At 34.4% G+C, this 22,974-nt stretch carries 22 protein-coding genes and 3 pseudogenes; 8 read left to right on the plus strand and 17 right to left on the minus strand.

Annotated features, from left to right (window positions below; translation table 11 throughout):
* Positions 1-99: 99 nt before the first annotated feature.
* Positions 100-345, minus strand: a complete 246-nt coding sequence (locus tag IGI64_RS09920) for a helix-turn-helix domain-containing protein (protein WP_002317972.1) — start codon at positions 343-345, stop codon at positions 100-102.
* A gap of 105 nt (positions 346-450) precedes the next feature.
* Here IGI64_RS09920 and IGI64_RS09925 point away from each other — a divergent pair, with 105 nt between their 5' ends.
* Positions 451-1,224 (plus strand): hypothetical protein, encoded by a 774-nt coding sequence (locus IGI64_RS09925; RefSeq protein ID WP_002317973.1) that lies wholly within the window; start codon positions 451-453, stop codon positions 1,222-1,224.
* A gap of 52 nt (positions 1,225-1,276) precedes the next feature.
* On the opposite strand, the gene IGI64_RS09930 is transcribed toward IGI64_RS09925, so the two are convergent.
* From IGI64_RS09930 to IGI64_RS09945, 4 genes and pseudogenes are all read right to left on the minus strand, one after another.
* On the minus strand, positions 1,277-1,591 hold the full coding sequence (locus IGI64_RS09930) for a hypothetical protein (protein WP_002329547.1): 315 nt from the start codon (positions 1,589-1,591) through the stop codon (positions 1,277-1,279).
* Positions 1,592-3,114: 1,523 nt separating this feature from the next.
* Entirely contained in the window at positions 3,115-3,333 is a 219-nt protein-coding gene (locus IGI64_RS09935; protein ID WP_002302287.1) for a hypothetical protein, read from the minus strand.
* 14 nt (positions 3,334-3,347) lie between these two features.
* A pseudogene (locus IGI64_RS09940) lies at positions 3,348-3,545 on the minus strand (hypothetical protein); the annotation flags it as partial.
* Positions 3,533-3,676: pseudogene (locus IGI64_RS09945) on the minus strand (helix-turn-helix domain-containing protein); the annotation flags it as partial. The pseudogenes IGI64_RS09945 and IGI64_RS09940, both read right to left, overlap by 13 nt.
* 205 nt (positions 3,677-3,881) lie before the next feature.
* Here IGI64_RS09945 and IGI64_RS09950 point away from each other — a divergent pair.
* From IGI64_RS09950 to IGI64_RS09960, 3 genes are all read left to right on the plus strand, one after another.
* A complete protein-coding gene (locus IGI64_RS09950; protein ID WP_170082198.1) occupies positions 3,882-4,679 on the plus strand; it encodes a helix-turn-helix domain-containing protein in 798 nt (265 codons plus the stop codon).
* A gap of 50 nt (positions 4,680-4,729) precedes the next feature.
* Positions 4,730-5,872 carry a tyrosine-type recombinase/integrase gene (locus IGI64_RS09955; protein ID WP_174122303.1) on the plus strand — a complete coding sequence of 381 codons (1,143 nt, stop codon included), beginning with the start codon at positions 4,730-4,732 and terminating at the stop codon, positions 5,870-5,872.
* 600 nt (positions 5,873-6,472) lie between these two features.
* The gene (locus IGI64_RS09960) at positions 6,473-6,904 is read left to right on the plus strand and encodes a very short patch repair endonuclease (RefSeq protein ID WP_002354535.1); all 432 of its coding nucleotides are present in this window, start codon (positions 6,473-6,475) and stop codon (positions 6,902-6,904) included.
* Positions 6,905-6,917: 13 nt separating this feature from the next.
* On the opposite strand, the gene IGI64_RS09965 is transcribed toward IGI64_RS09960, so the two are convergent.
* Positions 6,918-8,396, minus strand: coding sequence for a Sau3AI family type II restriction endonuclease (locus IGI64_RS09965; protein ID WP_002354533.1), 1,479 nt, complete (start codon positions 8,394-8,396; stop codon positions 6,918-6,920).
* Positions 8,397-8,618: 222 nt separating this feature from the next.
* On the opposite strand from IGI64_RS09965, the gene dcm reads away from it, so the two are divergent.
* A complete protein-coding gene (gene dcm, locus IGI64_RS09970; RefSeq protein ID WP_033695612.1) occupies positions 8,619-9,896 on the plus strand; it encodes a DNA (cytosine-5-)-methyltransferase in 1,278 nt (425 codons plus the stop codon).
* A gap of 493 nt (positions 9,897-10,389) precedes the next feature.
* Here the strand turns inward: dcm and IGI64_RS09975 are convergent, their stop codons facing one another.
* From IGI64_RS09975 to IGI64_RS09990, 4 genes are all read right to left on the minus strand, one after another.
* Entirely contained in the window at positions 10,390-11,115 is a 726-nt protein-coding gene (locus tag IGI64_RS09975) for a hypothetical protein (RefSeq protein ID WP_429940357.1), read from the minus strand.
* A 153-nt stretch (positions 11,116-11,268) separates the two neighbouring features.
* Positions 11,269-11,595 carry a hypothetical protein gene (locus IGI64_RS09980; RefSeq protein ID WP_034691945.1) on the minus strand — a complete coding sequence of 109 codons (327 nt, stop codon included), beginning with the start codon at positions 11,593-11,595 and terminating at the stop codon, positions 11,269-11,271.
* A 45-nt stretch (positions 11,596-11,640) separates the two neighbouring features.
* Positions 11,641-12,003, minus strand: coding sequence for a zinc ribbon domain-containing protein (locus IGI64_RS09985; protein ID WP_081118350.1), 363 nt, complete (start codon positions 12,001-12,003; stop codon positions 11,641-11,643).
* A 36-nt stretch (positions 12,004-12,039) separates the two neighbouring features.
* A complete protein-coding gene (locus IGI64_RS09990) occupies positions 12,040-12,255 on the minus strand; it encodes a helix-turn-helix transcriptional regulator (RefSeq protein ID WP_081118349.1) in 216 nt (71 codons plus the stop codon).
* Between the two features lie 127 nt (positions 12,256-12,382).
* Between IGI64_RS09990 and IGI64_RS09995 the strand changes: the two genes are divergently transcribed.
* Positions 12,383-12,718 carry a helix-turn-helix domain-containing protein gene (locus IGI64_RS09995; RefSeq protein ID WP_081118348.1) on the plus strand — a complete coding sequence of 112 codons (336 nt, stop codon included), beginning with the start codon at positions 12,383-12,385 and terminating at the stop codon, positions 12,716-12,718.
* Positions 12,719-12,788: 70 nt separating this feature from the next.
* On the opposite strand, the gene IGI64_RS10000 is transcribed toward IGI64_RS09995, so the two are convergent.
* Positions 12,789-14,786, minus strand: a complete 1,998-nt coding sequence (locus tag IGI64_RS10000) for a hypothetical protein (protein WP_081118347.1) — start codon at positions 14,784-14,786, stop codon at positions 12,789-12,791.
* 97 nt (positions 14,787-14,883) lie between these two features.
* A complete protein-coding gene (locus IGI64_RS10005; protein ID WP_081118346.1) occupies positions 14,884-15,159 on the minus strand; it encodes a helix-turn-helix domain-containing protein in 276 nt (91 codons plus the stop codon).
* A gap of 231 nt (positions 15,160-15,390) precedes the next feature.
* Between IGI64_RS10005 and IGI64_RS10010 the strand changes: the two are divergent.
* Both IGI64_RS10010 and IGI64_RS10015 read left to right on the plus strand, forming a co-directional pair.
* Positions 15,391-16,126 (plus strand): annotated as a pseudogene (locus tag IGI64_RS10010) (helix-turn-helix transcriptional regulator).
* 38 nt (positions 16,127-16,164) lie between these two features.
* The gene (locus tag IGI64_RS10015; RefSeq protein ID WP_081118345.1) at positions 16,165-17,307 is read left to right on the plus strand and encodes a tyrosine-type recombinase/integrase; all 1,143 of its coding nucleotides are present in this window, start codon (positions 16,165-16,167) and stop codon (positions 17,305-17,307) included.
* A 95-nt stretch (positions 17,308-17,402) separates the two neighbouring features.
* Here IGI64_RS10015 and sufB read toward each other — a convergent pair whose 3' ends face one another.
* The 5 genes from sufB to sufC are packed head-to-tail and all read right to left on the minus strand — an operon-like array spanning position 17,403 to position 22,561.
* Positions 17,403-18,794: a Fe-S cluster assembly protein SufB gene (gene sufB / locus IGI64_RS10020; protein ID WP_429940359.1), complete on the minus strand. Its 1,392-nt coding sequence runs from the start codon at positions 18,792-18,794 to the stop codon at positions 17,403-17,405.
* Between the two features lie 4 nt (positions 18,795-18,798).
* Positions 18,799-19,269, minus strand: coding sequence for a Fe-S cluster assembly sulfur transfer protein SufU (sufU, locus tag IGI64_RS10025; RefSeq protein ID WP_429940360.1), 471 nt, complete (start codon positions 19,267-19,269; stop codon positions 18,799-18,801).
* Positions 19,256-20,488, minus strand: a complete 1,233-nt coding sequence (locus IGI64_RS10030; RefSeq protein WP_429940361.1) for a cysteine desulfurase — start codon at positions 20,486-20,488, stop codon at positions 19,256-19,258. The genes sufU and IGI64_RS10030 overlap by 14 nt, the downstream gene beginning before the upstream one ends.
* Positions 20,485-21,774 (minus strand): Fe-S cluster assembly protein SufD, encoded by a 1,290-nt coding sequence (gene sufD, locus IGI64_RS10035; RefSeq protein WP_429940362.1) that lies wholly within the window; start codon positions 21,772-21,774, stop codon positions 20,485-20,487. The genes IGI64_RS10030 and sufD overlap by 4 nt, the downstream gene beginning before the upstream one ends.
* A gap of 13 nt (positions 21,775-21,787) precedes the next feature.
* On the minus strand, positions 21,788-22,561 hold the full coding sequence (gene sufC, locus IGI64_RS10040) for a Fe-S cluster assembly ATPase SufC (RefSeq protein ID WP_016623212.1): 774 nt from the start codon (positions 22,559-22,561) through the stop codon (positions 21,788-21,790).
* Between the last annotated feature and the right edge of the window lie 413 nt (positions 22,562-22,974).

Genomic DNA, 22,974 nt, shown 5'->3' on the forward strand with positions numbered 1-22,974 from the left:
TAATCTCCAATCTCAATATCTCTTGCTCTATTATACCAGTATTTATTTGCGACACATAAGGGTGTAACAATAGATTATTGTTCTAAAGACCACAAGTAGTCATTGAAGCAAATCTTCATAAGACACCTGTAGAACATCTCTAATAGCTCTCAATTGATCCAACTTAATGTGTTGGCGGCCGCCTTCGATCTTAACCAATGTTTCCCTAGTTATAGCGATTTTCCTGAGCTGTAGGTCTCTAATCAGTTCAGTTTGACCAATTCCTTTTTCTAATCGGATTCGTCTAATATTGCTACCGATTACATTTTCTTTATCAATAATTTTTTCCTCTTTCAAGAATAGCACACCTTTTGGACTAAAATTAGTCCTTTTTCTTATTAATCTTAAAGATTTGGTATGCTACAATGGGACTAGTATTAGTCCACATTCAATTTTTAAGGAGGAATTTTTTTGAAGAAATTTGCAATCATTCTAACCTGCGCTTTACTCATCGGAACTATAAGTGGGTGTACCACTTCTGACACAAGTTCTACAAGTACGGAAACTAGTACAACAAGCTCAGAAAAGAATTACCCAATACATTTTTTTCCGGTTCCAGATGGATTTGAAGCTTATTATCATGATAAAAAGCTAGATGTCCCTTTATCAGAAACTGAATCTACTGAAAAGATTTTGTCAATTGAAATTGAAAGAAATCAAGACGATATAAAACTAAAAGCTGCTCTTCCCTTACTGAACAGCACACAAATTGATAGACATGAAAATATCAAAGCTAATATTGAAAAAGGAGCGTTAGCACAACTTTATACTGAAAAAGTTGAACAGTTTTTTGAGGCTGGTTCCAATAAAGACTTTTCAAAAATAAGCGATTATTCGGATAACTTTTTCAATGAAACCCAAGATGAAATCACGAACTCAACTTTTATGGCTGAAGATATGTATAATATGACGTTAAAAAAAATAAAAGCTTACGACCGCCCATTAAATCTGACACTAAATAATGGATCACTCTCTTTTGTATTAGCAGGTTACGTTGACTATGAATATACAGCAGATTATTTGGAGACGCCCCTTCAACACGATAATAACGATATTAATTTTAGATTTATCTACAATTCAAAAAGTAAAACATGGTTAGTTGATCAATTGAGCACTATAAATACGGGATTTCATGAATTACCTAAGCCTGACAATGAAACTGCTTTGGTCATTAAAACATTCTAAAAAAGAAACGTTGAAGGAATAATTATTCTTTCAACGTTTCTTTTATTGTTTTTCAGTTTACGGTCTTACCTGAGCGAATAATCTGATTTCTAAATGATTGGAAAACTTCTTGTGGTTGATAATAATCTGTATCTATTTCAAATGTTTCTGAGAATAATTCATTGAATTTTTCTACTGAAATGATGATTTTACCATTCTCCTCTCGACTGTTTTCTATTATTTCTGCCTCTAATTCAAATAAATCTAGTGACGAACTAAAATCATAAATCCTGTCATATTGAACAAAAAAATCAAGAAAAAGTTGCTCAAACTCTTCCTTATTTATCACTAGTGTTTCAAGCGGAACAACTTTATTTTCATCAGCCATTCTTCCAATTTCCTCACTTTCATTTTCAATTGTCCATTGTTGCGGACGTATCAGATTTTCTCTATCATTTTTCAGTGTATAGATCACTTGTAATACACAACAATGCTTTGTAAACTTATTTTTTTAGTTAGTCGAATCTTTTTAAATGTGCGTTTCATACCATGCGCTTGATATATTTTCTCCTATTTTTTAAATCGTTTATCACAACTTTTATCGTTTTTTCTTCTGAAAAAAATCTTGTTTACATCGTTACATAGTTTCCAAAAAGATACATTACTAGTAGAAACAACAAGATTAATTTTACTTCCCACTGAAATGGGAAGTATATTTTAAATATTTTTTCTCCTTCAACTTACACTATAAAGTATCTTAATCACACGATATGCTAGCCACTAAATTCATCATATTTGATTCCTTTTTTAAGATAATGTAGCATCTTTTTATCCAATAACGCAATTGTTTTTAAGGATAAATTTCTTAAGATGGTACATTTCAAAATGGCATTTGACATATGAAACAAAAAAGAAAGAAAAGAGCATAAGGGAAAACTGATAGCACCTTCCTACAGGAAGGTGGCTAAGTTGGCTGTGCCAACTGGTTTTCTTTCAAAATCATTTCATAATTTTTGATATCATAAAAAAATCCATTTTGGACCTATTTTCGGTCATAATTTAGTACCTACTTTTGGTCATAGTTTCGTCCGTAGTTTTGGTCATAGTGACTAAGGCTTTTCTGTTCACAAAATTGGTTTAAATTTGCTTTCTTTAACACTTCATTTATATCATAGCAATTATAATGTTTACACAACATCATTCCTAATTTTAACGGTTGTTCCTCTTTATATTTTTTAAGTTCTACATTTTTTTGCGTTTAATTACTTTTCTCTTTTCTTTATATTCCGCTCCAACTTTCTCTTTAATAGTGACAATAGAATTACATATTTTTGTTAAACTTCCTTAAAAAAATTGGATCTCGATTACTCAAATTTGCTTGCAGGCTTTTCTAATTGCTTTGTTTTTTCTTCCTAATTATTTGATTTTGTTTCCATTTTCTTCTAGTGAAAATTTATTATTTTTAATAATCGTACGCGTAGAACTGATTTCATTTTTTGTATCTGTTTGATTATCTAACGTTTGAAATTCAAAGTTTTGATTGGCTTTATCAATATCTTTTTATACTACTTTATTTTATTTGCAAGATATATTTTCTTGCTTAATTTGGTCATAGTTTCATTCGTCACTTCGGTGATATTTTTTTAATTTGCAAATAAAAAGAGTTGAACCGATATACATTAGGTTCAACTCTTTTGCAGGTTTCATGGGTGTACTATCACTTTTAATCTGATAGATGTAAACCTCTCTTTATCTTTTTGTTACTTCAATTTTCAACAATAGCTCCTTTATAGGTTGTCAATATTGCTCTACGTATTCTGGCTTTTTAACCCATTATTTCTCTAAAGTGGAAGAGAATAATCGCTTAATCCCCACTAATTCCTTGTCGTAAATTCATGTCAAATACAATTTTTAAAAACCATTTAATTCATGGATTATCTCTTCACTTTTTTCTAGATAACAATATTTCAAGTTGTTTTTTATCTCATGTTTCATCTTTAATTCTTCTTGAATCATCAGTTCAATATAATTAGTGACCGTGATTTTTTCATTTGTTGCGTTCTTTACTGATTCACATAATTCGTCAAGTTCTAAGAAATCATGCGTACTAATCTTTAGAATTAATTGCATGACAATTCCCCCTTTTATTTTTTTAATAGATTATCGAAAAGCGGATTAGGATCATTAAGTGTATCTCTGAATAACTCGTTGTCTTCATAAGTGAATCTTCGTCTTGGTTTTGATCCCTTATCATTTTCACGGATTTCACTATCAATAATCACTGTTTCATGATTTGAATCAAATTTTTTCGCTGACTTTCTGTCTTCAACGATATTTCCTTTTGGTTTAGATATTCTCTTGTCATACCCGCATTTTCTTGAGCCTTCTCAATCGCTTTTGTAGCAATTTGATAAAACTGCTTTAGAAACATTTCCTCTTGCTCTTCTGAGATCATTAATTTTATTGCTTCCATAATATTCTCTCCTTTTTAATTGATTATTCTATAACTTCTCTACCTTGAAAATTATTACTTTTTGTTACAAAATATCAAAAAGTAACAAAAAGTAACAATATATATTGTTAATATACTATCGCCTCCTATTAATGTCAATTGTTTTTTTGTCTTTTTTTGTTACTTGATATATAATGAAACCAAATTCCGTAAAAGAGGTGATTGTATGAAACCAAATCCTGTTGAAACAGGTAAAAGAATTAAATCAATTCGTTCTAATTTTGGAATGACTATGGAACAATTTGCAGATTTAATTGGAAATGCTCAAAAAGGAAATATTAATAATTGGGAACGAGGATTCTCCCTTCCCAACAAAGAAAGATTAATTAAAATTGCTGAATTAAGTAACAAAACTATCGACTGGATTAAATGGGGAACTTTGGAAGAGTACATAACTTCATACCTTATAGATTCAGGGTATGAACTATATATCAAGGACTTTCCAGAGATAACTCACAAAATATTTAAAGACATACAAGAAAGATATAGTGACACGTTTTCTCTAGATAAAAACTATGAGCTATTGAATCCTATAATAAAAAATATATTTGCAAAATATTACTCAAAGGAATTTGAAGATTATCTGAATGAAATACTTGCCAATAATATCAATCCTCTTATTGAAGAGTACGCTAGCCAAAAACACTCTATCTCTAAAGAACTATTCTTCAAAAGGGCCAACAGTAAACTTCAAGAAAAGATAAGAAACGGTGATTTCAAATACGGTGAAAAAGAAACAATGATTGAATCTGCAAAACAACTATTAGATGAAATGGACTTAGCTTATAAAGATTTTTCAGAGTATTCATCTGTCGAAGATTTCTTTTATAAAATTACTAAAAACCCGTTTGAAACAGAAAAATTTATTTCTGATCTTAGCAAAAAATACAATTTCCCATATGAGAAAAATAGTATTATCGCAAAATTTCTAATTAATAATCATGATAGATTTAAAAACAATTGATTCTTCAAATAACTTCTCTACCTGCAATCATGAAGTAAGGAGAGAATCAAATGGCAACATTTTTTAGTTATAAATTACAAAATGGCGAAAAATATTGGGGATTTGAAACTTATTTAGGAAAAGACCCCAAGACAGGAAAAGATATACGTACAAAGCGTAGAAGATTCAAATCAAAAGCTGAAGCACAAACAGCACTTAATAGACTACTTGTAGACTTTAAAGAAAAACAAGAGTTTAAAATCAATGTTACAACTTTTCAAGAGTTATATGAATTATGGATTGATAACTACAGAACGAGAGTAAAACCATCTTCCGTTGCCGTTGCTCAACGTTTTTGCAAGAACCATATATTACCTGCTTTTGGGGAATTACGATTGGATAAAATAAGTGTTAGTTATTGTCAAAAACAGGTTAATGAATGGCACAAAACATTAAAACAATATGGTTTCTTGAGAAAAACAACTGCTCAAATATTTAAATTTGGAGTAGCAATGGAAGTCTGTAAGGATAATCCTATGTCTAAAACATTGCTTCCAAGAAAAATTGAAGAAGAACAACCCTTGAAGTTTTACACGAAAGATCAATTACGACTGTTTTTACAGAATACTAAAGAAAATAATTCAGTTAAACTGTACACTTTTTTCCGTTTATTAGCTTATACAGGAATGCGTAAAAGCGAGGCATTGGCGCTTCAATGGGAAGATATAGACTATTTCAATAAAACAATAACAATTGGTAAAACTATCGCTCAAGACGAGTTTAATCAAGTAGTTCTACAAGTACCTAAAACTAAAAATTCATCAAGAACGATTCAGCTTGATGATTTTACACTTAAACAACTGCGTATTTGGCAACAAGAGCAAATGAAAATAATGATCTTATATGGCTATAATACGAATTCACCAAAGCAGTTTCTTTTCACTACAAACGCAAACAAGCTGTACTACCCCCAAGTAGTAAACGATTGGTTAGACTGGATTTACAAAAAGACACCGATGGAGCCTCAAATTACTCCACATGGATTTAGGCATACCCACTGTAGCTTATTGTTTGAAAGTGGTGCTTCGATAAAAGAAGTACAAGAACGATTAGGTCACAAAGATATTAAAACTACCATGAATATCTATGCTCATGTCACACCACAATCTGTTAAGAAAACAGGTGACCGATTTGCAAAATTTATGGGCGAATAATTCCAAACGTAGCCAAAAACGTAGCCAACTATTAAAATTCAAATAAAAAAATGCTCGAAACGCTTTAATATCAACGTTTCGAGCAATGAATTAGTTGTTATCCAACAGACCCTTCCATATAGATTTTTAAATTACACACTAGTTTAAACTAAAACAAACAAGGAAAAACTTACCATTTACTCATAAAATTAGCTCATATGAATATATTAGAATGTAAAATAGACTGGTCAAAATCTGGTCAAAAAGAGGACTAATACAGGTAGTCCTCTTTTTTGTTATTTTGATATTCTAAATCATTTTTTATTGGATTATTCCATTGTTCGATGTAGACTCAAATCACTATATCACTAGATATCAAACTGAGTCATACGAAGACAAAAACATAAAAATTGACCTGTTAAAGGGTCACTGAATAACATTTAAAATCAATAAAACGGAATCAATAAGACCGCTGAGAACTGAAAATAATTACTATTTCTATAAGACCATATTCGCAACTTTTTTCATTTAGCTATATATTTATGATAGTGATATCTTAAATAAATCATATCTCTGTACTAACATTTCTTGATTCTATTAGAACATTGGAGGTAAAAAACAATGAAGCATAGACAACTATCGACCACTCCCGAAGTATCAAAACGTATGGCAAATGTACGCTTGAAGGGAGGAAAAGCTGAAAGTCTGCTAGCCAAAGAGTTATGGCATCAAGGTGTCAGGTATCGAAAAAACTATAAAAAATTACCAGGCTCTCCCGATATAGCAGTTACCAAATATAAACTAGCAATTTTCGTCGATGGAGAGTTTTGGCACGGACACGATTGGGACAATAGAAAACAAAAGTTGAAACGGAATCGGGACTACTGGATTGAAAAAATAGAAGAAAATATGAGGAGAGATGAAAGGAATAATCAGTCTCTCATAAAACTTGGTTGGGTACCTATACACTTTTGGGAAAAAGATATTTTGAAAAACTTAAATTATTGCACATCTGTGATATTAGATTATATTGCACAAAAAAAAGAGGAGTAGTCTTCCTCTTTTTTTATGATATCAAATCTTGTACTTGCTCTTTTATATAATCATTGTTTATCCAAAAACATTGTTTGGTCATCCATTGATCCGAGTAATTATCGTTGTCTGGTTTATTAATCCATTTTGCGGGTACAGGAAGTTTATCCGCATAGCGTCCATCGACAGAGTAATCTCGTTGGCTAGCATGGGGTCTAACATGGCAAATCATTTTGTCTGTTTTCTTTATAAAATTATTTTTGATTTTCCATCCATCCTTAGTAGATTTATCAGGAATAGCTTCTAACTCTACTCCTTCTCGAAGTTTAGACACAGTATCTTCCCATACCTTACGGACTGGCCCTTCTATATCTTCTTCTGGCATACTAAAAAATTTAGCTCCCTTGAATACAACACCTTCATCTTCTTCTTTAAAGACTACAAAAAGAAATCTTGTATCTAATAAAAAATTATGCCAATCACTGCTTGGTTCCCCATCTTCTTTTTCCCATACCTGTTTGCTCAAATCAATAAAATTGAATGATGGAAATGACATGCTTTCTTTGTTATTTCCACTTTTATCAAAATATATGGTTTTAACTAGTATAGACGCTTTTTCAAATTCTTCGACTCTTGGGAAAGGTTCCCCTTTGGTTACAGTACCAGATAACCCTAGTATTGAAGAAACGATTCTATAATTAGCTTGATACGATGTCTTGATTGTGAATTTTTCACATAAAGATTGTACAGTTTGACCTACATATGGTATAAAATGTTCTAATACTAAATCTTCTAAGTTGTTTTCTTCAAGTTGAAAAGTATTCTTCACGATTGAATCGATTTTTTCATCGCCTAATACATATTTACGTAAAATAGATGTCATGTATCCTGATTTCAATGAGTATGCCCGTTGTTTAGCTTTTTGTTCTGAATAGGGCTGTGTCCTGAGTGACTTCACAGCATTAGTTCCTTTTGTACATGGAGCAAGATAGTTCGTCAAACTTTCACTTAGCTCATGAGCTTTCCCATCTAAAATATATTTCTTTATAAGCTCCCAGTCTTGTCGTATGATTTCAAAATCTACAGGGTTTTTATACATCTCATATAAAATAGCTTCACGGATAGTCCACTGGTCTTTCGGCGTATCTTTTAAGTATTCATAAAATGCGATTTCCATGATGTTGTTTTTATACAAAAAATGACTTTCTTCGAATGTTTCCTCAGCGACCTCATTATAGTTGATGATATTCAACACTAATCGTTCTTTAGCGCTATACTGACCGTTTTTCAACTTTTTTATTGGCGTAGCCTTTAACTCTACACCTGCTTCTTCCAGGTCTGGCCTACTCTCGCTATCCTTTACCTTGCCGAACCAAGACTCAAATATGTCTCCTATAGAGTTTTTATTTTTACTATTGAGAAGGGGAATTCCATTATTTAATTCTATCATAGACTTCCCCACTGCTTCTTTAGCTCTATTATGTACTTGCTCTTTTGTTAAGTATTCAGACATTCGTTCAGTCACTCCATCCTACGTTTATTCCTATATAGAACTATACTACATGGTTACATAGAAACCAAGTCTATACAAAATCATCTGATGTGGTTTCAACTTTACAGAATAACCTTGAGAAACTCCTTAAGTAAATCATAGCATTTTTGATTTCGATCTTTTCAAATCGATTTATTTATTGTATAATACATTTAAGTTAAAACCGAAAGGATGTTCGCCAATATGAGTGAAACACTAAATGTATTAGAACTTTTTGCCGGTGTAGGGGGGTTCAGAGTTGGACTCGAGCATTCTAATGCCGACCTATTCAAAACGAAATGGGCAAACCAATGGGAGCCTTCTCGAAAATCACAAGATGCTTTTGAAGTATATGACTACCGATTCCCAAATAGTGAAAATATCAACAGGAATATAGAAGAAATATCAAATGAAGAATTTGAGCAAATGGACGCTGACATCATTGTTGGTGGATTTCCGTGCCAAGATTATTCAGTTGCACGTAGTAAAAAACATGAGATGGGGATAGAAGGTAAAAAAGGAGTTCTATTTTGGCAAATAATCCGTGCTACGAACCACATAAAACCAAAGTATCTCATTTTAGAGAATGTTGATCGTCTACTTAAATCTCCTTCTAAACAACGTGGCAGAGATTTTGCTATAATGCTTGCTTCCTTTAATGATTTAGGGTATTCCGTAGAATGGCGTGTTATCAATGCTGCTGATTATGGCCGTAGACAACGTAGACGCCGTGTCTTTTTTTTCGTTTACAAAAATGATACTGGTTTTGCGAACAAGATAGATGCACGATTCGAACAAAAAATACTTGGTGAAGAAGAACATCGTTATGATGAGTATATATTCAGTGAAGGACTTTTTGCTCGACAATTTCCAATCATCAAGACTCCTTATAAGGGTAGACAAGCGTCGTATAAGTTATCCAATGACATAGTAGAGATATCAGATAATTTTACTGGAAAAGTATACAATACTGGGGTAATGAGACATGGACGTTACTTTACTATAGATACGGAACCATACGATAAAGAAAAACCTACTCCATTAAGAGAAATCATTCAACCTGAAGATGAAGTAGCTGAAAAGTATTACTTGACCGACGAAAGTAAAATAAAAAAATTCGAATATCTTCGTGGACCTAAAAAAATAGAGCGAGTCACTGCTGAAGGTCATACCTATACATTCTCCGAAGGTGGTATGTCTCCTTATGATGATTTAGATATGCCCGGACGGACGATGCTAACTTCAGAAGGTTCTGTGAATAGATCTACACATTTATTAAAAATAGATGGTCGTTACCGCTTGTTGACCCCTATAGAAGCCGAACGTCTACAAGACTTTCCTGATGATTGGACAAAGTATAAAAAATTATCCTCCGGGGAAATAGTAGAAGTTTCAGATAGAATGCGCTTATTCTTTATGGGAAATGCTTTAGTCACGAAAATAGTTGAACGAATAGGTGACGAATTACAGCAATTGTTGTAATTCCTAAAGTAAATAGTTAAAAGACGAGAGGATTTACATGTATGCATTCCTTCTCGTCTTTTTATTACAAAAATCGTTATAAAACTCCTCCATAAATAATGACATAATTAGACAAATTTTGTAGTAATATTTCATGTCTAAAACTATGTAATAGTCATGTTATACCTATTACGTTGTCTTATTTCACTTATTTCTGAAATGATTCCATTTACTTTTTATCTCATTTTTCCCTACTAGTTAGTATCACATACTCTCCTATTTTCTCAATAAACTATTTTGGGTTACATGGTATCTGAAACAGCTAAAACCTTGATATTACAGTAAAAAATCACGTTATTTTCGTTTCATTTCAGATACATTTCACTTAAGCGGATTCCAAAAAAACAAAAGAAAAAGGAACCCCTAGTTAGCCTATGCTTTCTAATGGTTCCTCTTGAGATACGGTTATATAACAACGGGGTGGGGTAAATGAATGAAAAAGATTGAAGAAGCATTATTCAATAACTTTTTTAAATACTTCGTTGTAATCAGTTACCTGTCCGTTCTTAAATACCACAGAATAATCTTTTTTCCCATTTTCAAGTAACCTAAGTGGAATGTCTTTACCAACTTGCTCTGTCACTGCAATACTGATACCTGTTAGATTAGCTAATAAATCTGATAAAGATTGAGCATCTGTAGAAATCTCTGTATCAGTATTTATCGTGATTCCTTTATCTTCATTTACAAGTTTCCAAGTAGGTGGTATAGCTGTGTATGTTTCTACAAATGAATTAAGTTTTTCATTAAGTGGCTTCTCTTTTATATTTCCATCTAAAAACTCTCTATATATGGCTTGAGCCATACTAAAACAAAGCTGACCTTGTTCCAATAATTTTACATCATTAGTCAGTAAAGCTGTGTTCACTTTATCTATCGCTTCAAGAAGAGTATCTTTGGTGTCTCTAACAGCTTTTGGTGTGCCTTCTGGAATTTCCCTACTTGATACCTCGTCCATTTTATCTTCCATAAAACCCTTAAAATCATATCTTTCTCCCAAATCCATAAAATTTTTTGATAAAGTTTTCATTTCTGAGTCTATTTCTTCAATAACATTTAACATGTCTGATACATATTGTTTAGGCTGATTCGTTTTTAATCTATATGTGGTAGATATCTCAATTCCTCCAATCATCAATAAAATTGCCAAACAAATCCATAATAATTTTTTCTTTTTCATTTTTCCTCCTATACACTGTTGTTATAACAGTGACTAATGTAAAGATTTTCCCAGTAATCATTAGACTATTATTTACAGGGAATCAAAAAAACTCCTTAGTAAGCTTACACCTTTAGGAGTTCCTGTTTGGACGGTATACATAATACATTTAAATCAATTTAACATTAACACCTCAGTATATGGTATCTCTACATATACACGGTCTTTCTTTGGATAGTACTCGACATTTATATTGATAGCACTTCCATTGTCTAACGTAGCTTTAGCCCGGTACGTGTTATCACCATTATCATGAGTGATCGTCACATCATCACATGACCGATTTAAGTTATACTGTTCTTGTAAAATCTGAGTTACCAATGGTTCAGATGACTTCTCTAGTCCAGATGAACCCGTCATTCTTGAAAAAATTATACCTATAATAGCCAAGACAACAATACCTATAATGACAAACTTCTTGTTCATATTTACTTTATTCAACTTTTTATCTCCTATCTCCAAAATAATTTGCTCTTACCCCTCTTATCAGTACATTGACATCCCTAAAAGTACACCAAAGATTGCTCCAGCTACCCCTGCTATCATCAAAATCGTTCCCATTTTCTCATCTTTTTCTCGATATAAGTAGCCCATAATAACAGCAATAGCACCAAATACAACAGGAATAAATGCTAACGATACTACCATAGAAATCCAACCAATAATCAAATACAGCTTCCCTGTCTCTTGTCCATGTACGATTTGTTCCTTCATTTCACTAAATGTCTGCTCAGTACTTTTCTTTACTTCGTCTGCTCCAGTTGTCTCATCTGTTTCTTGTAATGCTCCGCAAAACTGGCAATACTTACTTTCATCTGTTATTTCTTTACCACACTTCCTACAATACATGTCTTCTCCTCCTAAAATCATTCAATTGCTTATTAGTTAACTGTTTACTTTATTAAATACATCAGAAAATAGCTCATTTATTGGTACACTTAATATCTCAGAAAGCAGTTTCATTTGATAGGGTTTAGGAATCGTTCTCCCTGTTTGCCACGAACTTATACATTGCTGGGTAACTTTCATTTTTTTGGCTAACTCAGTTTGAGAAAATCCTTTTTCTTTTCTGTATCGGCTGAGATTACTTACTTTTTTCATGATTCTCCCCTCCTATTTTATTATATACAACAACATGATGTATTTCAACTCATAAAATATATAAAAACTTCAAATATCATTACAAATACAACAACTTGTTGTACTCTACTGAGAAGGGGGTGTATTAATGAAACAGAAACAATATGCAAAGGTCATTAGAGAAAAGCGAAAAGCTCTCGGGTGGACACAAAAAGAATTAGCTGAAAAAATCTTCTCTACACAACAGGCAGTAGCAAGATGGGAAAATTCTGTAACAGAACCTAACCTCGATAGCTTAACAGCTCTTTCTAGAGCCCTAGGAACCCCTGTAAGCCATTTTCTAGATAATGTTGTTGTAGATTATGAGGAAGAGTTTTTGGCTCTCTATCGCTCTCTTAGCACTGAAGATGCAGTTCGAACAATTGACTATATGAAGCTATTAAAAAAACAAGAAAATGAACGCAATCAGCTATTGAAAGATTGAAAAATAAATAACCCACCGAACTTTAACGGTGGGTGTATTGAGATAAGATTAAGAGCTATGGATAACCTGTCTAGTTTAATATAATTGGGTCTTTTCTCTTCCTTACTCTCCGTCCATCATCTCTTGTTACACTTGTAAATTGATAAATAGGAACTAATTCAACTCCTGATAATATCAATTCTTTTATTACTTCATCTATCCCTGCCCCTTTTGCTAGATATACTAAAAAACTACTGCTTGCTTTCACATTGTATAGTTTCTTAATATCCTCAGAAGCTCGTTCAAGAGTGAATCCTTGTTTAACAAAGTAGCCTCTGTTTTCTATTAAAGCATTTTTCACGCTGTTATCCCTGACATTTCGTAGGCGTCCACAAACAGTGTTAATAAGTTCTTTCTCTGTCATTAGATATGTCCCTTGCCACGATAAGCCCTGTAAAACTTCATGTGCTTCATCTAAAATCAATTGTTTTTCCTTGCTGAGTTCTGACCGAAAATTTTGAGGAAATACTCTTTTAGCCTCTTTTTCGTTAAAACACATCTTAACCCAAGTATAAGAAAAATATTGATATGTAAAATGAAATTTTTTCAGAAGTGGAAGGATGTCTTCGTTCAATTTTTGAATCACAGAAGTTGCATTAAAAACGTCTAATCGATAGACATTGCTTCTCTTATGATTAAAGTTTCCTAACGCTTTCTCTTCCTTTAACCTATTTAGGTATTCGAGCATCTTCAAAGGAACATCTTCATCATCTAATTTTTTTATCAATCCTATAAATGTCATAAATGATAGTAACTTATTACATTTATCTATGCCATAAGCTTTACCATAGTAAGAACTCATTTTTTTAGCTAGTTGTTCTCCTGACAAAATACAAGTTACACTTTCCTTACTATCATCAAAAAAATTAACATCAGAAAGCAAGATATCATAGACATGTCGCATTTCCTCTAGATAATTCCTTATTGTCCTGAAAAGTTTGTCTTCCATCGATTCAAGAGTGTCAAAAAGTACTTTTGATTCCTCTTTCAATTTTCGAAAATGTGTAGGATACAGGTCTAGGTTCTCTAATAGCCAATTAAATGTTTCTACCCGACTATCTTTCTTTAGAATTAACATCACAACCCCAATAAAATCTACACTGACACTACAATTACTGGCATGACAATAAAAAATGGAATGCCCATTTTTACTGGTAAAAATACTAGCAGAGGGATTATGGTCGTCGTGAAACAGACATCTTAAGTTTTTACTTGACTTAAGTAATTTATTCATATCAATAGTTAGCAATCTTTCATAAATCTCATTAAAAGACATGTCAGAGGAATCAAACAGGCAGTCTTTAAACCATTGTTTCATTTCTTCTTTGTCGTCATTTTTTATCAACTTAACAAAATCGGTTTCATTGACTAGTTCATACTCTCTCCCTGAATCACTTTGATAATTTTTAGAACATGTCAGAGTAAAGTCACTCGGAAACTCAGTAATATCTAACATGTTGTCTTCATTGATTATCATGACTGCATCTGACTTATACCCTCCAAAAAACATTCTATTAGAAGCATTTACATTGTCATCACACCCGGGGATGTTCTTTTTCAAGTATTCGTAAACAGCAACCATTTTACTATAGTCAGTAATTGCTTCTTTTAATAGAAAGACAATCTTGAATTTTTCTAGATTTTCAGAGTATCGAATACTTTTTTGTATCGCAAACGCAGAATTATGAACTAAATTGATAGATAAAGCCTTTTCTATGCTTAAGTATCTATTATCATCTTTACTCAAATCTACTACATTTCCCTTCTCATCTTTAACAGTGTTATCGACATCCAGAATAATTACTCTAGTCTCTAAAAACTCTTCACTTTTGTTGCCTTTATTCTTTGTCTTGCTTGGAATAAATGATTGTGATGAATTTAGTATCTCTACAAACTCATCTCTTGTAACTTCTCTGTAGTTATCTAAACATCTTTTTCGTATTTTCTTTTTTTCATCATCTATAACTGGTTTCTCTAATAATTTTTCTTCATCTACATAAATTGGAATATTAATCATTGGTGTTTCCATTTGTGTTTCCTCCTTATAAAATTCTGTTAAAGACTAAAACATACAGATAATAAGCACAAACTCTTTATTACTATATGTTTTAGTCTTATTTGTTTACTCAACCTTTATACCGTTCCATGAAATTATCGATATCAGATTTTTTGAATCTAATGACCGTATCAATTTTTATAACAGGTAACCCGTATTGAGAAACATATTTTCTAATCGTTCCTACTGATACACCTAGATATTCACTTGCCTGCTGATAGTCCATATACTCTAGAGTGACTCCAGAAATAATGTCTTCTAGCATAGGCTTGAGCACTGTAATTATCTCTTTCACTTGTTGTTCAACTTGTACAGAAACAATGCTATCAATGATTTGTAGAGACATATTTCCCCCTCCTTTCGTGATTGCTTGAACAAATTTTCTAAGAATCATCTTCGTATTTTTTGCTCAAAATAAAAGTATTTTGTTATTAACCGATTAATCAAACAAAAAATGATTACCAGTTCATCGACATACACATAATACCTCGACGAAAAAGGGGTGTCAATAGTTTTGTTAAATTTATTTACAACACCCCTTTTTTAAGGTATACTAATTTTAGGAGGTGTGGTCAATATGATAAAGCGTCCACCAATAAATTATTTAGAACGAAAAAAGATACTCGGAACAAAAATAAAAGCTATAAGAAAGAGTAAAAAATTAACACAACCAGCATTTGGTCTTATGATTAACAATGGTCAATTGATTGACAAAAAAACTATCTACGAATGGGAGAAGGGGACCTATTTACCAATACCAGAGCGATTATCCCGAATTGCTGATTTAGGAAATATAAGTATAGAGGAGTTAGTTTGTGGCAATGTAGATGAATATATTTTGGGAATTATTCTTTATAGAGATAGCATTGTACTAGATGGTATAACATTTCCAGATAAAAACCTGTTCCAGCATCTTCTTCAACAGTTCCCACCAGTACACTCTAATTTAGATACATGGCTAGATAGATTTTCCAAATTAGAACCAGAGATGCAAGAATTTATTGCTAACAAGACTTGTAATAAAGTTAAAATTGAAAAAATTAGTCTTTTCAATATCTTAAAAATAGAAGAATTATTCATCAATTCTATTGTAGAAGAATTTGACAATAACATTCTTCTGCTCACTAGCAGTATAGAGGAACAACTAAAAATAATGGTAGGTGAATGGCTACCTATTCAATTGGAAGACATGTCTTATCCCGAAGAAGCTGTAAGAGAAATTATTGATAATATAAACAAGCTAGAACAAACAATTTCATCAATCGGAAAAAAATACACTAAGAAAAAAAATGAAGGGAGGTGATACCATCTAGTGGTAAGTACTCCTTGTAAATTAAGAGGAGATGATTTCATGGCAAAAATATCAAAGTACAAAAAGAAAAACGGTCAAGTGGCGTGGATGTATAAAGGACACATTGCCACCGATCCACGAACTGGTGAAAAAATAAATACTACTAGAAGAGGTTTTAGTAGCAAACAAGAAGCTCAAAAAGATTATGACGAGTACAGACATCAAATATTATACGGTGTTAAAAAGAAAGCACCTGATATGACATTTGAAGACCTGTATAATGAATGGATAACTCATCAGCGTACCAGTGTTAAAGCTTCAACAATCGCAATCTCAGTAAGATACGCAAATAATCAAATACTTCCAGCATTTGGTAAGCTTAAATTATCGAATATCTCTGTCCCATATTGTCAAAAAGTGGTAGATGAATGGCACAGTAAATATGAAAGTTACGACTATATGAGAAAACAGACTGCACAAATTTTACGCTACGGGGTTGCAATGCAATATATTGACAATAATCCTATGGAAAAAACACTTCTTCCACGAAAAAAAGAGTATGAGAAAAATCGTAAATTTTACTCAAAAGAGGAGCTTAATAATTTACTGGATGCTTTTAAAGATTTTGGTAACATGAAACAATACGCCTTCTTCAGATTATTGGCATACACAGGTATGAGAAAGAGTGAAGTACTCGCTTTACAGTGGAAAGACATAGACACGTTTAATAAAGAACTACATGTCAATAAAACTCTTGCTGTAGATGAATTTGGTAAAGTTATAATTCAATCTCCGAAAACAAGAGCTTCTAGACGAGTCATCTCTTTAGATACTGAGACTCTTTCTATCCTCAACAACTGGAAATTACAGCAAAAAGAAGAGTATTTAAAACTTGGATACAATACTAGCTCTAAAGAGCAACATGTTTTTACAACACTTAAAAACAATCTATACATTCCAAACACTGTTAATGATTGGTTAAGATATATTTTGAAAAAGTATAACTTGCCTCGTATTACACCTCATGGATTTAGACATACGCATGCTAGTTTATTATTAGAAGCAGGAGAATCTGTCAAGGTAGTTCAGCAACGATTAGGACATGAAAATAGTAAAGTGACATTAGACATCTATGCACATATTACAAACAACGCACCTAAGAAAACAGGTCAAGACTTTGCTGATATGATGGCTCATCAGTAAAAGAGCTGGTCAAAAGCTGGTCATTTCAAGTATACAGGCAAAACAAAAAAAGCTAGAATCCTTATATATCAAGGATTCTAGCTCCTATAACAGGTTTAACCTACACTGCCTTCCATCTCATAAGATATGAGTCTGTTCAGCTCAACGGCATATTCCATTGGGAGTTCTTTGGTAAATGGTTCCACAAAGCCCATGACGATCATTTCGGTCGCTTCGGCTTCGGATAGGCCGCGGCTCATTAGGTAGTATAGTTGTTCTTCGGAGATTTTGGAAACTTTTGCTTCGTGTTCCAGAGAGACTTGGCTGTTGCGGATCTCATTGAATGGGATCGTATCTGATTTTGAGAATTCGTCCATGATGATCGTATCGCATTCGATATGAGAAATTGAACCAGCACTGTCTTTTCCAAAGGTTACTTGACCACGATAGTTTACTTCACCGCCATCTTTTGCGATCGATTTTGAAACGATCGAGCTGGATGTGTTTGGTGCGTTGTGGATCATTTTGGCACCTGTGTCTTGGATTTGTTTTCCACCGGCAAAAGCGATTGAAAGCATGGTTCCTCGTGCGCCTTTTCCATCTAGATAGACACTTGGATATTTCATGGTTGTTTTCGCACCTAGGTTTCCGTCGATCCATTCGACAGTCGCACCTTCGTAAGCTTTTGCACGTTTGGTCACCAAGTTGTAGACATTGTCTGACCAGTTTTGGATCGTTGTGTAACGGCAGTAAGCATCTTTACGGGTGAAGATCTCAACAATTGCGGCATGCAGACTGTTGCTTGAGTAAGTTGGCGCTGTACAGCCTTCAACGTAATGGACGCTGGCACCTTCGTCAACGATGATCAATGTCCGTTCAAACTGTCCGGTATTTTCGGCATTGATCCGGAAATAAGTTTGCATTGGAACATCAACTCTGACTCCTTTTGGCACATAGATGAATGTACCGCCAGACCAAACAGCTGAATTCAATGCAGCTAGTTTGTTATCGGTTGGAGGAACTAATTTTGAGAAATATTCTTTAAATAATTCAGGATATTCTTTTAACGCAGAATCGGTGTCCGTAAAGACGATTCCTAGTTTTTCAAATTCCTCTTTCATGTTATGGTAAACAACTTCTGACTCGTATTGGGCAGAAGCACCAGCTAAATAGGCGCGTTCTGCTTCTGGGATACCGATTTTTTCAAATGTCTCTTTGATTTTTTCTGGTACATCTTCCCAGTCGCGCGCGGGTTTGTCGCTTGGTTTTTGGTAATATTTGATGGCATTGAAATCGATATCTAAAAGATCAGGTCCCCATGACTGCATGGGCATTTTGTGGAACGTTTCTAATGCTTTCAAACGGAATTCCAACATCCATTCCGGTTCTTCTTTTACTCGTGAGATTTCTCGGACGACTTCTTCGGTCAATCCTTCGCCTGTACTGTAAATGGGTTCTACATCATCGTGGAAACCAAATTTGTATTCTTCTAATTCTGGTACGCCCATATTCTCACTCCTCTTCTTTATGATAATGGTGGGCTGTCGCTGTGCCGTTTTCTTCTACTGCTTTTTCTAAAGCTTTCCAGGAAAGAGTGGCACATTTGATGCGGGCTGGGAATTTTGCTACGCCGCTCAACATCTCTGCATCACCTAAACGTTCTGGGTCATTGATTTCTTTTCCTTGCACAAGTTCCAAGAAATCTGTCTTCAGCGCTTCTGCTTCTTCGATCGTTTTTCCGATCACTGCATCTGTCATCATTGATGCACTGGCAGTACTGATCGAACAGCCGCTGCCGTCAAACGCGATATTTTTGATGACACCGTCAACGACTTCGATCTGCAATTCGATCACATCGCCGCATGTTGGATTGTTCATTTCGATCGTTTTGGTCGATTCTGACAATGTGCCATGATGGTGCGGATGCGAAGAATGATCAAGGATGACTTGGCGGTATAAATTATCTAATTTAGATAGTCCCATGCTGGAAAAACTCCTTTGTTGCTAAAATAGCTTCTGCTAAACGATCAGCATCTTCTTTTGTATTGTAAAAATAAAAACTTGCACGTGCTGTTGCTGCTACATCCAAATATTTTAATAATGGCTGGGCGCAATGATGGCCGGCACGAACAGCAATTCCTTCCATATCCAGTGCAGTTGCTGTGTCATGGGGATGGATGCCTTCCAAATTGAATGCGATAACCCCTGTTCGTTTGGCAGGATCACTTGGTCCGTAAATCGTCAGACCTTCAATTGCTTGCAATTTAGCTAACACATAAGCCGCTAATTCTGTTTCATAGTCATGGATTGCGTCTAGACCAATCGCTTCCAAATAATCAATCGCGCTGCCTAAAGCAATTGCACCTGCGATATTTGGTGTCCCTGCTTCAAATTTCCAAGGAAGTTCTTTCCATGTACTTTCATGAAGGCCAACAAAATCGATCATTTCGCCGCCAAATTCCACAGGTTCCATTTGCTCTAACCATTGACGTTTGCCGTATAACACACCAATCCCAGTAGGTCCGCACATTTTGTGTCCGCTGAATGCAAGAAAATCGCAATCGATTTCTTGGACATCCACAGGCATATGCGGAATAGATTGTGCCGCATCCACGACCATTACTGCTTCTTTTTCATGGGCTAATTTTGCCAGTTCTTGGACCGGATTGATTACACCCAAAACATTAGAGACATGGGCAATTGACACGATTTTTGTCTTTTCAGTGATTTTTTCTTTGGCATCTGCCAAATCAAGCAGACCTTCTGATGTTAAATCAATATATTTAAGCACGGCACCAGTTTTCTTGGCTAATTGCTGCCAAGGAATAATGTTTGAATGATGCTCCATATAAGAAAGAACGATTTCGTCACCCTCTTGGACAAAGGCACCGAAACTTTCCGCAATCCAGTTCAAACTTGTCGTCGTGCCTCGTGTAAACAAGACTTCCGCGGTTTCGCCAGCATTGATGAAACGGCGGACTTTTTCTCGGGCACCTTCATAAGCGCGGGTTGCTCGTTCTGAAAGAGTATGCACGCCTCTATGGACATTTGCGTTATCTTGTTCATAATAGTCTTTGATTGTTTGCAAGACTTGTTTTGGTTTTTGCGTCGTTGCAGCGTTATCCAAATAAATAAACGGTTCATCATTTACTTCTTGGAATAATACAGGAAAATCTTGTTTTAGTTTTTCTGCATGGATCATGCATTTAACTTCCCTTCGATAACTTCCACTAATTCTTCACGCACTTCTTTGATTGGGATTGCAGTTAGGACAGAACCCAAGAATCCGCGAATCACCAAACGTTCTGCGGCTTCTTTTTGCAAGCCTCGGCTCATTAAATAGTACATTTCTTCCGGATCGACACGCCCAACACTTGCTGCATGTCCTGCGGTTACTTCATTTTCATCGATCAGCAAAATAGGGTTTGCGTCACCGCGTGCTTTGTCTGACAACATCAATACACGGCTTTCTTGTTGTGCATCTGCGCCTTTTGCACCGTTCAAGATATGTCCGATACCATTGAATGTCAGTGTTCCGCGTTCACGAATAACACCGTGTTGTAAAATGTGTCCAATAGAATGCGGTGCTTTATTTGTCACACGTGTATCGATTCCTTGAACTTGTTTACCTGCACTGATTGCAACGATTTTTACTTCTGCATGTGAACCATTTCCAACTAAATCAGAATCAAAGTCTGCCACAATATTACCGTCATTCATGACTCCGATTGCCCAGTCGATGGACGCATCTCTCATGATGTGTCCGCGGCGGTTCATATAAGAAGAGATTTCTGTGCCTAGTTGATCAACTGCAGAATATTTGATTTTTGCGCCTGCTTTGGCAATTACTTCGATCACGATATTCCCAGAGATTTTTTGGGCTTGATCGCCTTTTGTTTGGAATCTTTCAAGATAGGAAAGTTCGCTGTGTTCGTCAGCAACGATCAATACATGTTTGAAGAAATGCTGCTGCAAATCGCCATTATGGATCAAAATAGATTCTACTGGTTCTTTGATTACGACATTTTTAGGTACGTATAAAAAGATCCCGCTGTTCATAAAAGCTGCATGCAACGCAGTCAATTGGTCTTCATCCATACCGACAGCTTTGTTCATATAATATTCTTTGACAAGTTCAGGATGTTCTTGCAAAGCAGTGAATAAATCGGTAAAGATCACTCCTTGTTCCGCAAGTTCTGCTGGAAGCTGTTCAAAAACAGTCGTTGTGCCATGCTGCACGATAACTGGATTGTCTTTCATTGCATCAAATGCTGCGACTTCAGGATATTCTTCTACTGAGTCTAAAGGTTCAGCAATCTCTGTCAAAGGCCAACGATGGAATTTCACTCGTTCGATTTGGGGAAGCGGCAGTTCTTCTGCTTTCGCTAAAGCTTGCTGACGTATTTCTGTCATCCAAGCGGGTTCACCTTTGCTTAAGGAAAAATCGTTAACAGCGTCAAGATAATCGAGCCATTTTTTTTCTTTCATTGCTTGCTCCTCCTTACGCTTCTTCTTCGTTGTATTCGATACCTAATTCTTTACTGATTCCTGCATAACCTTCTGCTTCTAAACGTTTTGCTAAATCAGCGCTGCCTGTCATTACGACGCGGCCTTCCATCATGATATGCACGACATCTGGTGTAATGTAGTTCAATAGACGTTGATAATGAGTGATGATCAATGCGCCAAAGTTTTCGCCGCGCATTTCATTGACCCCTTTTGCAACAACTTTCAGCGCATCGATATCAAGACCTGAATCGATTTCGTCTAAAATAGCAAAAGTTGGTTCAAGCATCAATAATTGAAGGATTTCATTTCGTTTCTTTTCCCCACCAGAAAAGCCTTCGTTTAGATAACGTTCAGCCATTTCTTCAGGCATGTTTAAAAGCGCCATTTTTTGGTCTAATTTTTTCAAGAATTGCATAACTGAGATTTTGTTGTCTTCGTCTCTTTTTGCATTGATTGCTGCACGCATGAATTCTGCATTTGTGATACCTGGGATCTCACTTGGATATTGCATCGCTAAAAATAGACCTAAGCGTGCACGTTCGTCTACTTCTAGATCTAAGATATTTTTACCGTCAAACAGAACTTCCCCTTCTGTTATTTCATAATTAGGATTACCCATGATTGCTGCGGAAAGTGTAGATTTACCTGTTCCGTTTGGCCCCATGATGGCATGGATTTCTCCAGTTTTCATTGTTAAATCAACGCCTTTAAGGATTTCTTTTTCCTCAATAGACACATGAAGATTTTTTATTTCTAAGACAGACATGTCGAACTTCCTCCTGATTCTAATTTGTTCTCACTCATTTTAGACTAATTGAGAATGAAGTGCAATGTTCTAAACGATCAAAACCTAAATAAACTTCACTTATTCTCAAATAATCGCTATTTTTAGTTTATAATTTATATAAAAAGAAAAAAGACTAGAAGGATTATCTAGTCTTGCAAAAAATCAGCTTATATCCTATTGAAATTTGTAGTTGATGCTTTCTATTTTTCAATTTTCTTTTTTATACTTTGACGGTAAATAAGTAAAAATGCTATACTAAATGTGTAAAGAGGAACTGCTGGTAACAGTCCCTCTAGTACAGGCCGTTTCAAGGACGGCAGCAAACTCAATTTTTTCTTAAAAGATAATCGTCAAGCTCGCTAAAGTTTTGGACGATTATTTTTTTGCGTTGT

This window comes from Enterococcus sp. DIV0210g (genome assembly GCF_050559705.1).
Lineage (GTDB): Bacteria > Bacillota > Bacilli > Lactobacillales > Enterococcaceae > Enterococcus_B > Enterococcus_B faecalis_A.

Coding starts and splice junctions, on each gene's coding strand:
- IGI64_RS09950 (WP_170082198.1), top strand. CDS start 3,882: ATGAAACCAAATCCTGTTGAAACAGGTAAAAGAATTAAATCAATTCGT.
- sufU (WP_429940360.1), bottom strand. CDS start 19,269: ATGGGACTATCTAAATTAGATAATTTATACCGCCAAGTCATCCTTGAT.
- IGI64_RS09985 (WP_081118350.1), bottom strand. CDS start 12,003: ATGTATTGTAGGAAGTGTGGTAAAGAAATAACAGATGAAAGTAAGTAT.
- sufC (WP_016623212.1), bottom strand. CDS start 22,561: ATGTCTGTCTTAGAAATAAAAAATCTTCATGTGTCTATTGAGGAAAAA.
- IGI64_RS09960 (WP_002354535.1), top strand. CDS start 6,473: ATGAAGCATAGACAACTATCGACCACTCCCGAAGTATCAAAACGTATG.
- dcm (WP_033695612.1), top strand. CDS start 8,619: ATGAGTGAAACACTAAATGTATTAGAACTTTTTGCCGGTGTAGGGGGG.
- IGI64_RS10030 (WP_429940361.1), bottom strand. CDS start 20,488: ATGATCCATGCAGAAAAACTAAAACAAGATTTTCCTGTATTATTCCAA.
- IGI64_RS09965 (WP_002354533.1), bottom strand. CDS start 8,396: ATGTCTGAATACTTAACAAAAGAGCAAGTACATAATAGAGCTAAAGAA.
- sufB (WP_429940359.1), bottom strand. CDS start 18,794: ATGGGCGTACCAGAATTAGAAGAATACAAATTTGGTTTCCACGATGAT.
- IGI64_RS10005 (WP_081118346.1), bottom strand. CDS start 15,159: ATGTCTCTACAAATCATTGATAGCATTGTTTCTGTACAAGTTGAACAA.
- IGI64_RS10000 (WP_081118347.1), bottom strand. CDS start 14,786: ATGGAAACACCAATGATTAATATTCCAATTTATGTAGATGAAGAAAAA.
- IGI64_RS09930 (WP_002329547.1), bottom strand. CDS start 1,591: ATGGCTGATGAAAATAAAGTTGTTCCGCTTGAAACACTAGTGATAAAT.
- IGI64_RS09975 (WP_429940357.1), bottom strand. CDS start 11,115: ATGAAAAAGAAAAAATTATTATGGATTTGTTTGGCAATTTTATTGATG.
- sufD (WP_429940362.1), bottom strand. CDS start 21,774: ATGAAAGAAAAAAAATGGCTCGATTATCTTGACGCTGTTAACGATTTT.
- IGI64_RS09955 (WP_174122303.1), top strand. CDS start 4,730: ATGGCAACATTTTTTAGTTATAAATTACAAAATGGCGAAAAATATTGG.
- IGI64_RS10015 (WP_081118345.1), top strand. CDS start 16,165: ATGGCAAAAATATCAAAGTACAAAAAGAAAAACGGTCAAGTGGCGTGG.
- IGI64_RS09995 (WP_081118348.1), top strand. CDS start 12,383: ATGAAACAGAAACAATATGCAAAGGTCATTAGAGAAAAGCGAAAAGCT.
- IGI64_RS09990 (WP_081118349.1), bottom strand. CDS start 12,255: ATGAAAAAAGTAAGTAATCTCAGCCGATACAGAAAAGAAAAAGGATTT.
- IGI64_RS09935 (WP_002302287.1), bottom strand. CDS start 3,333: ATGCAATTAATTCTAAAGATTAGTACGCATGATTTCTTAGAACTTGAC.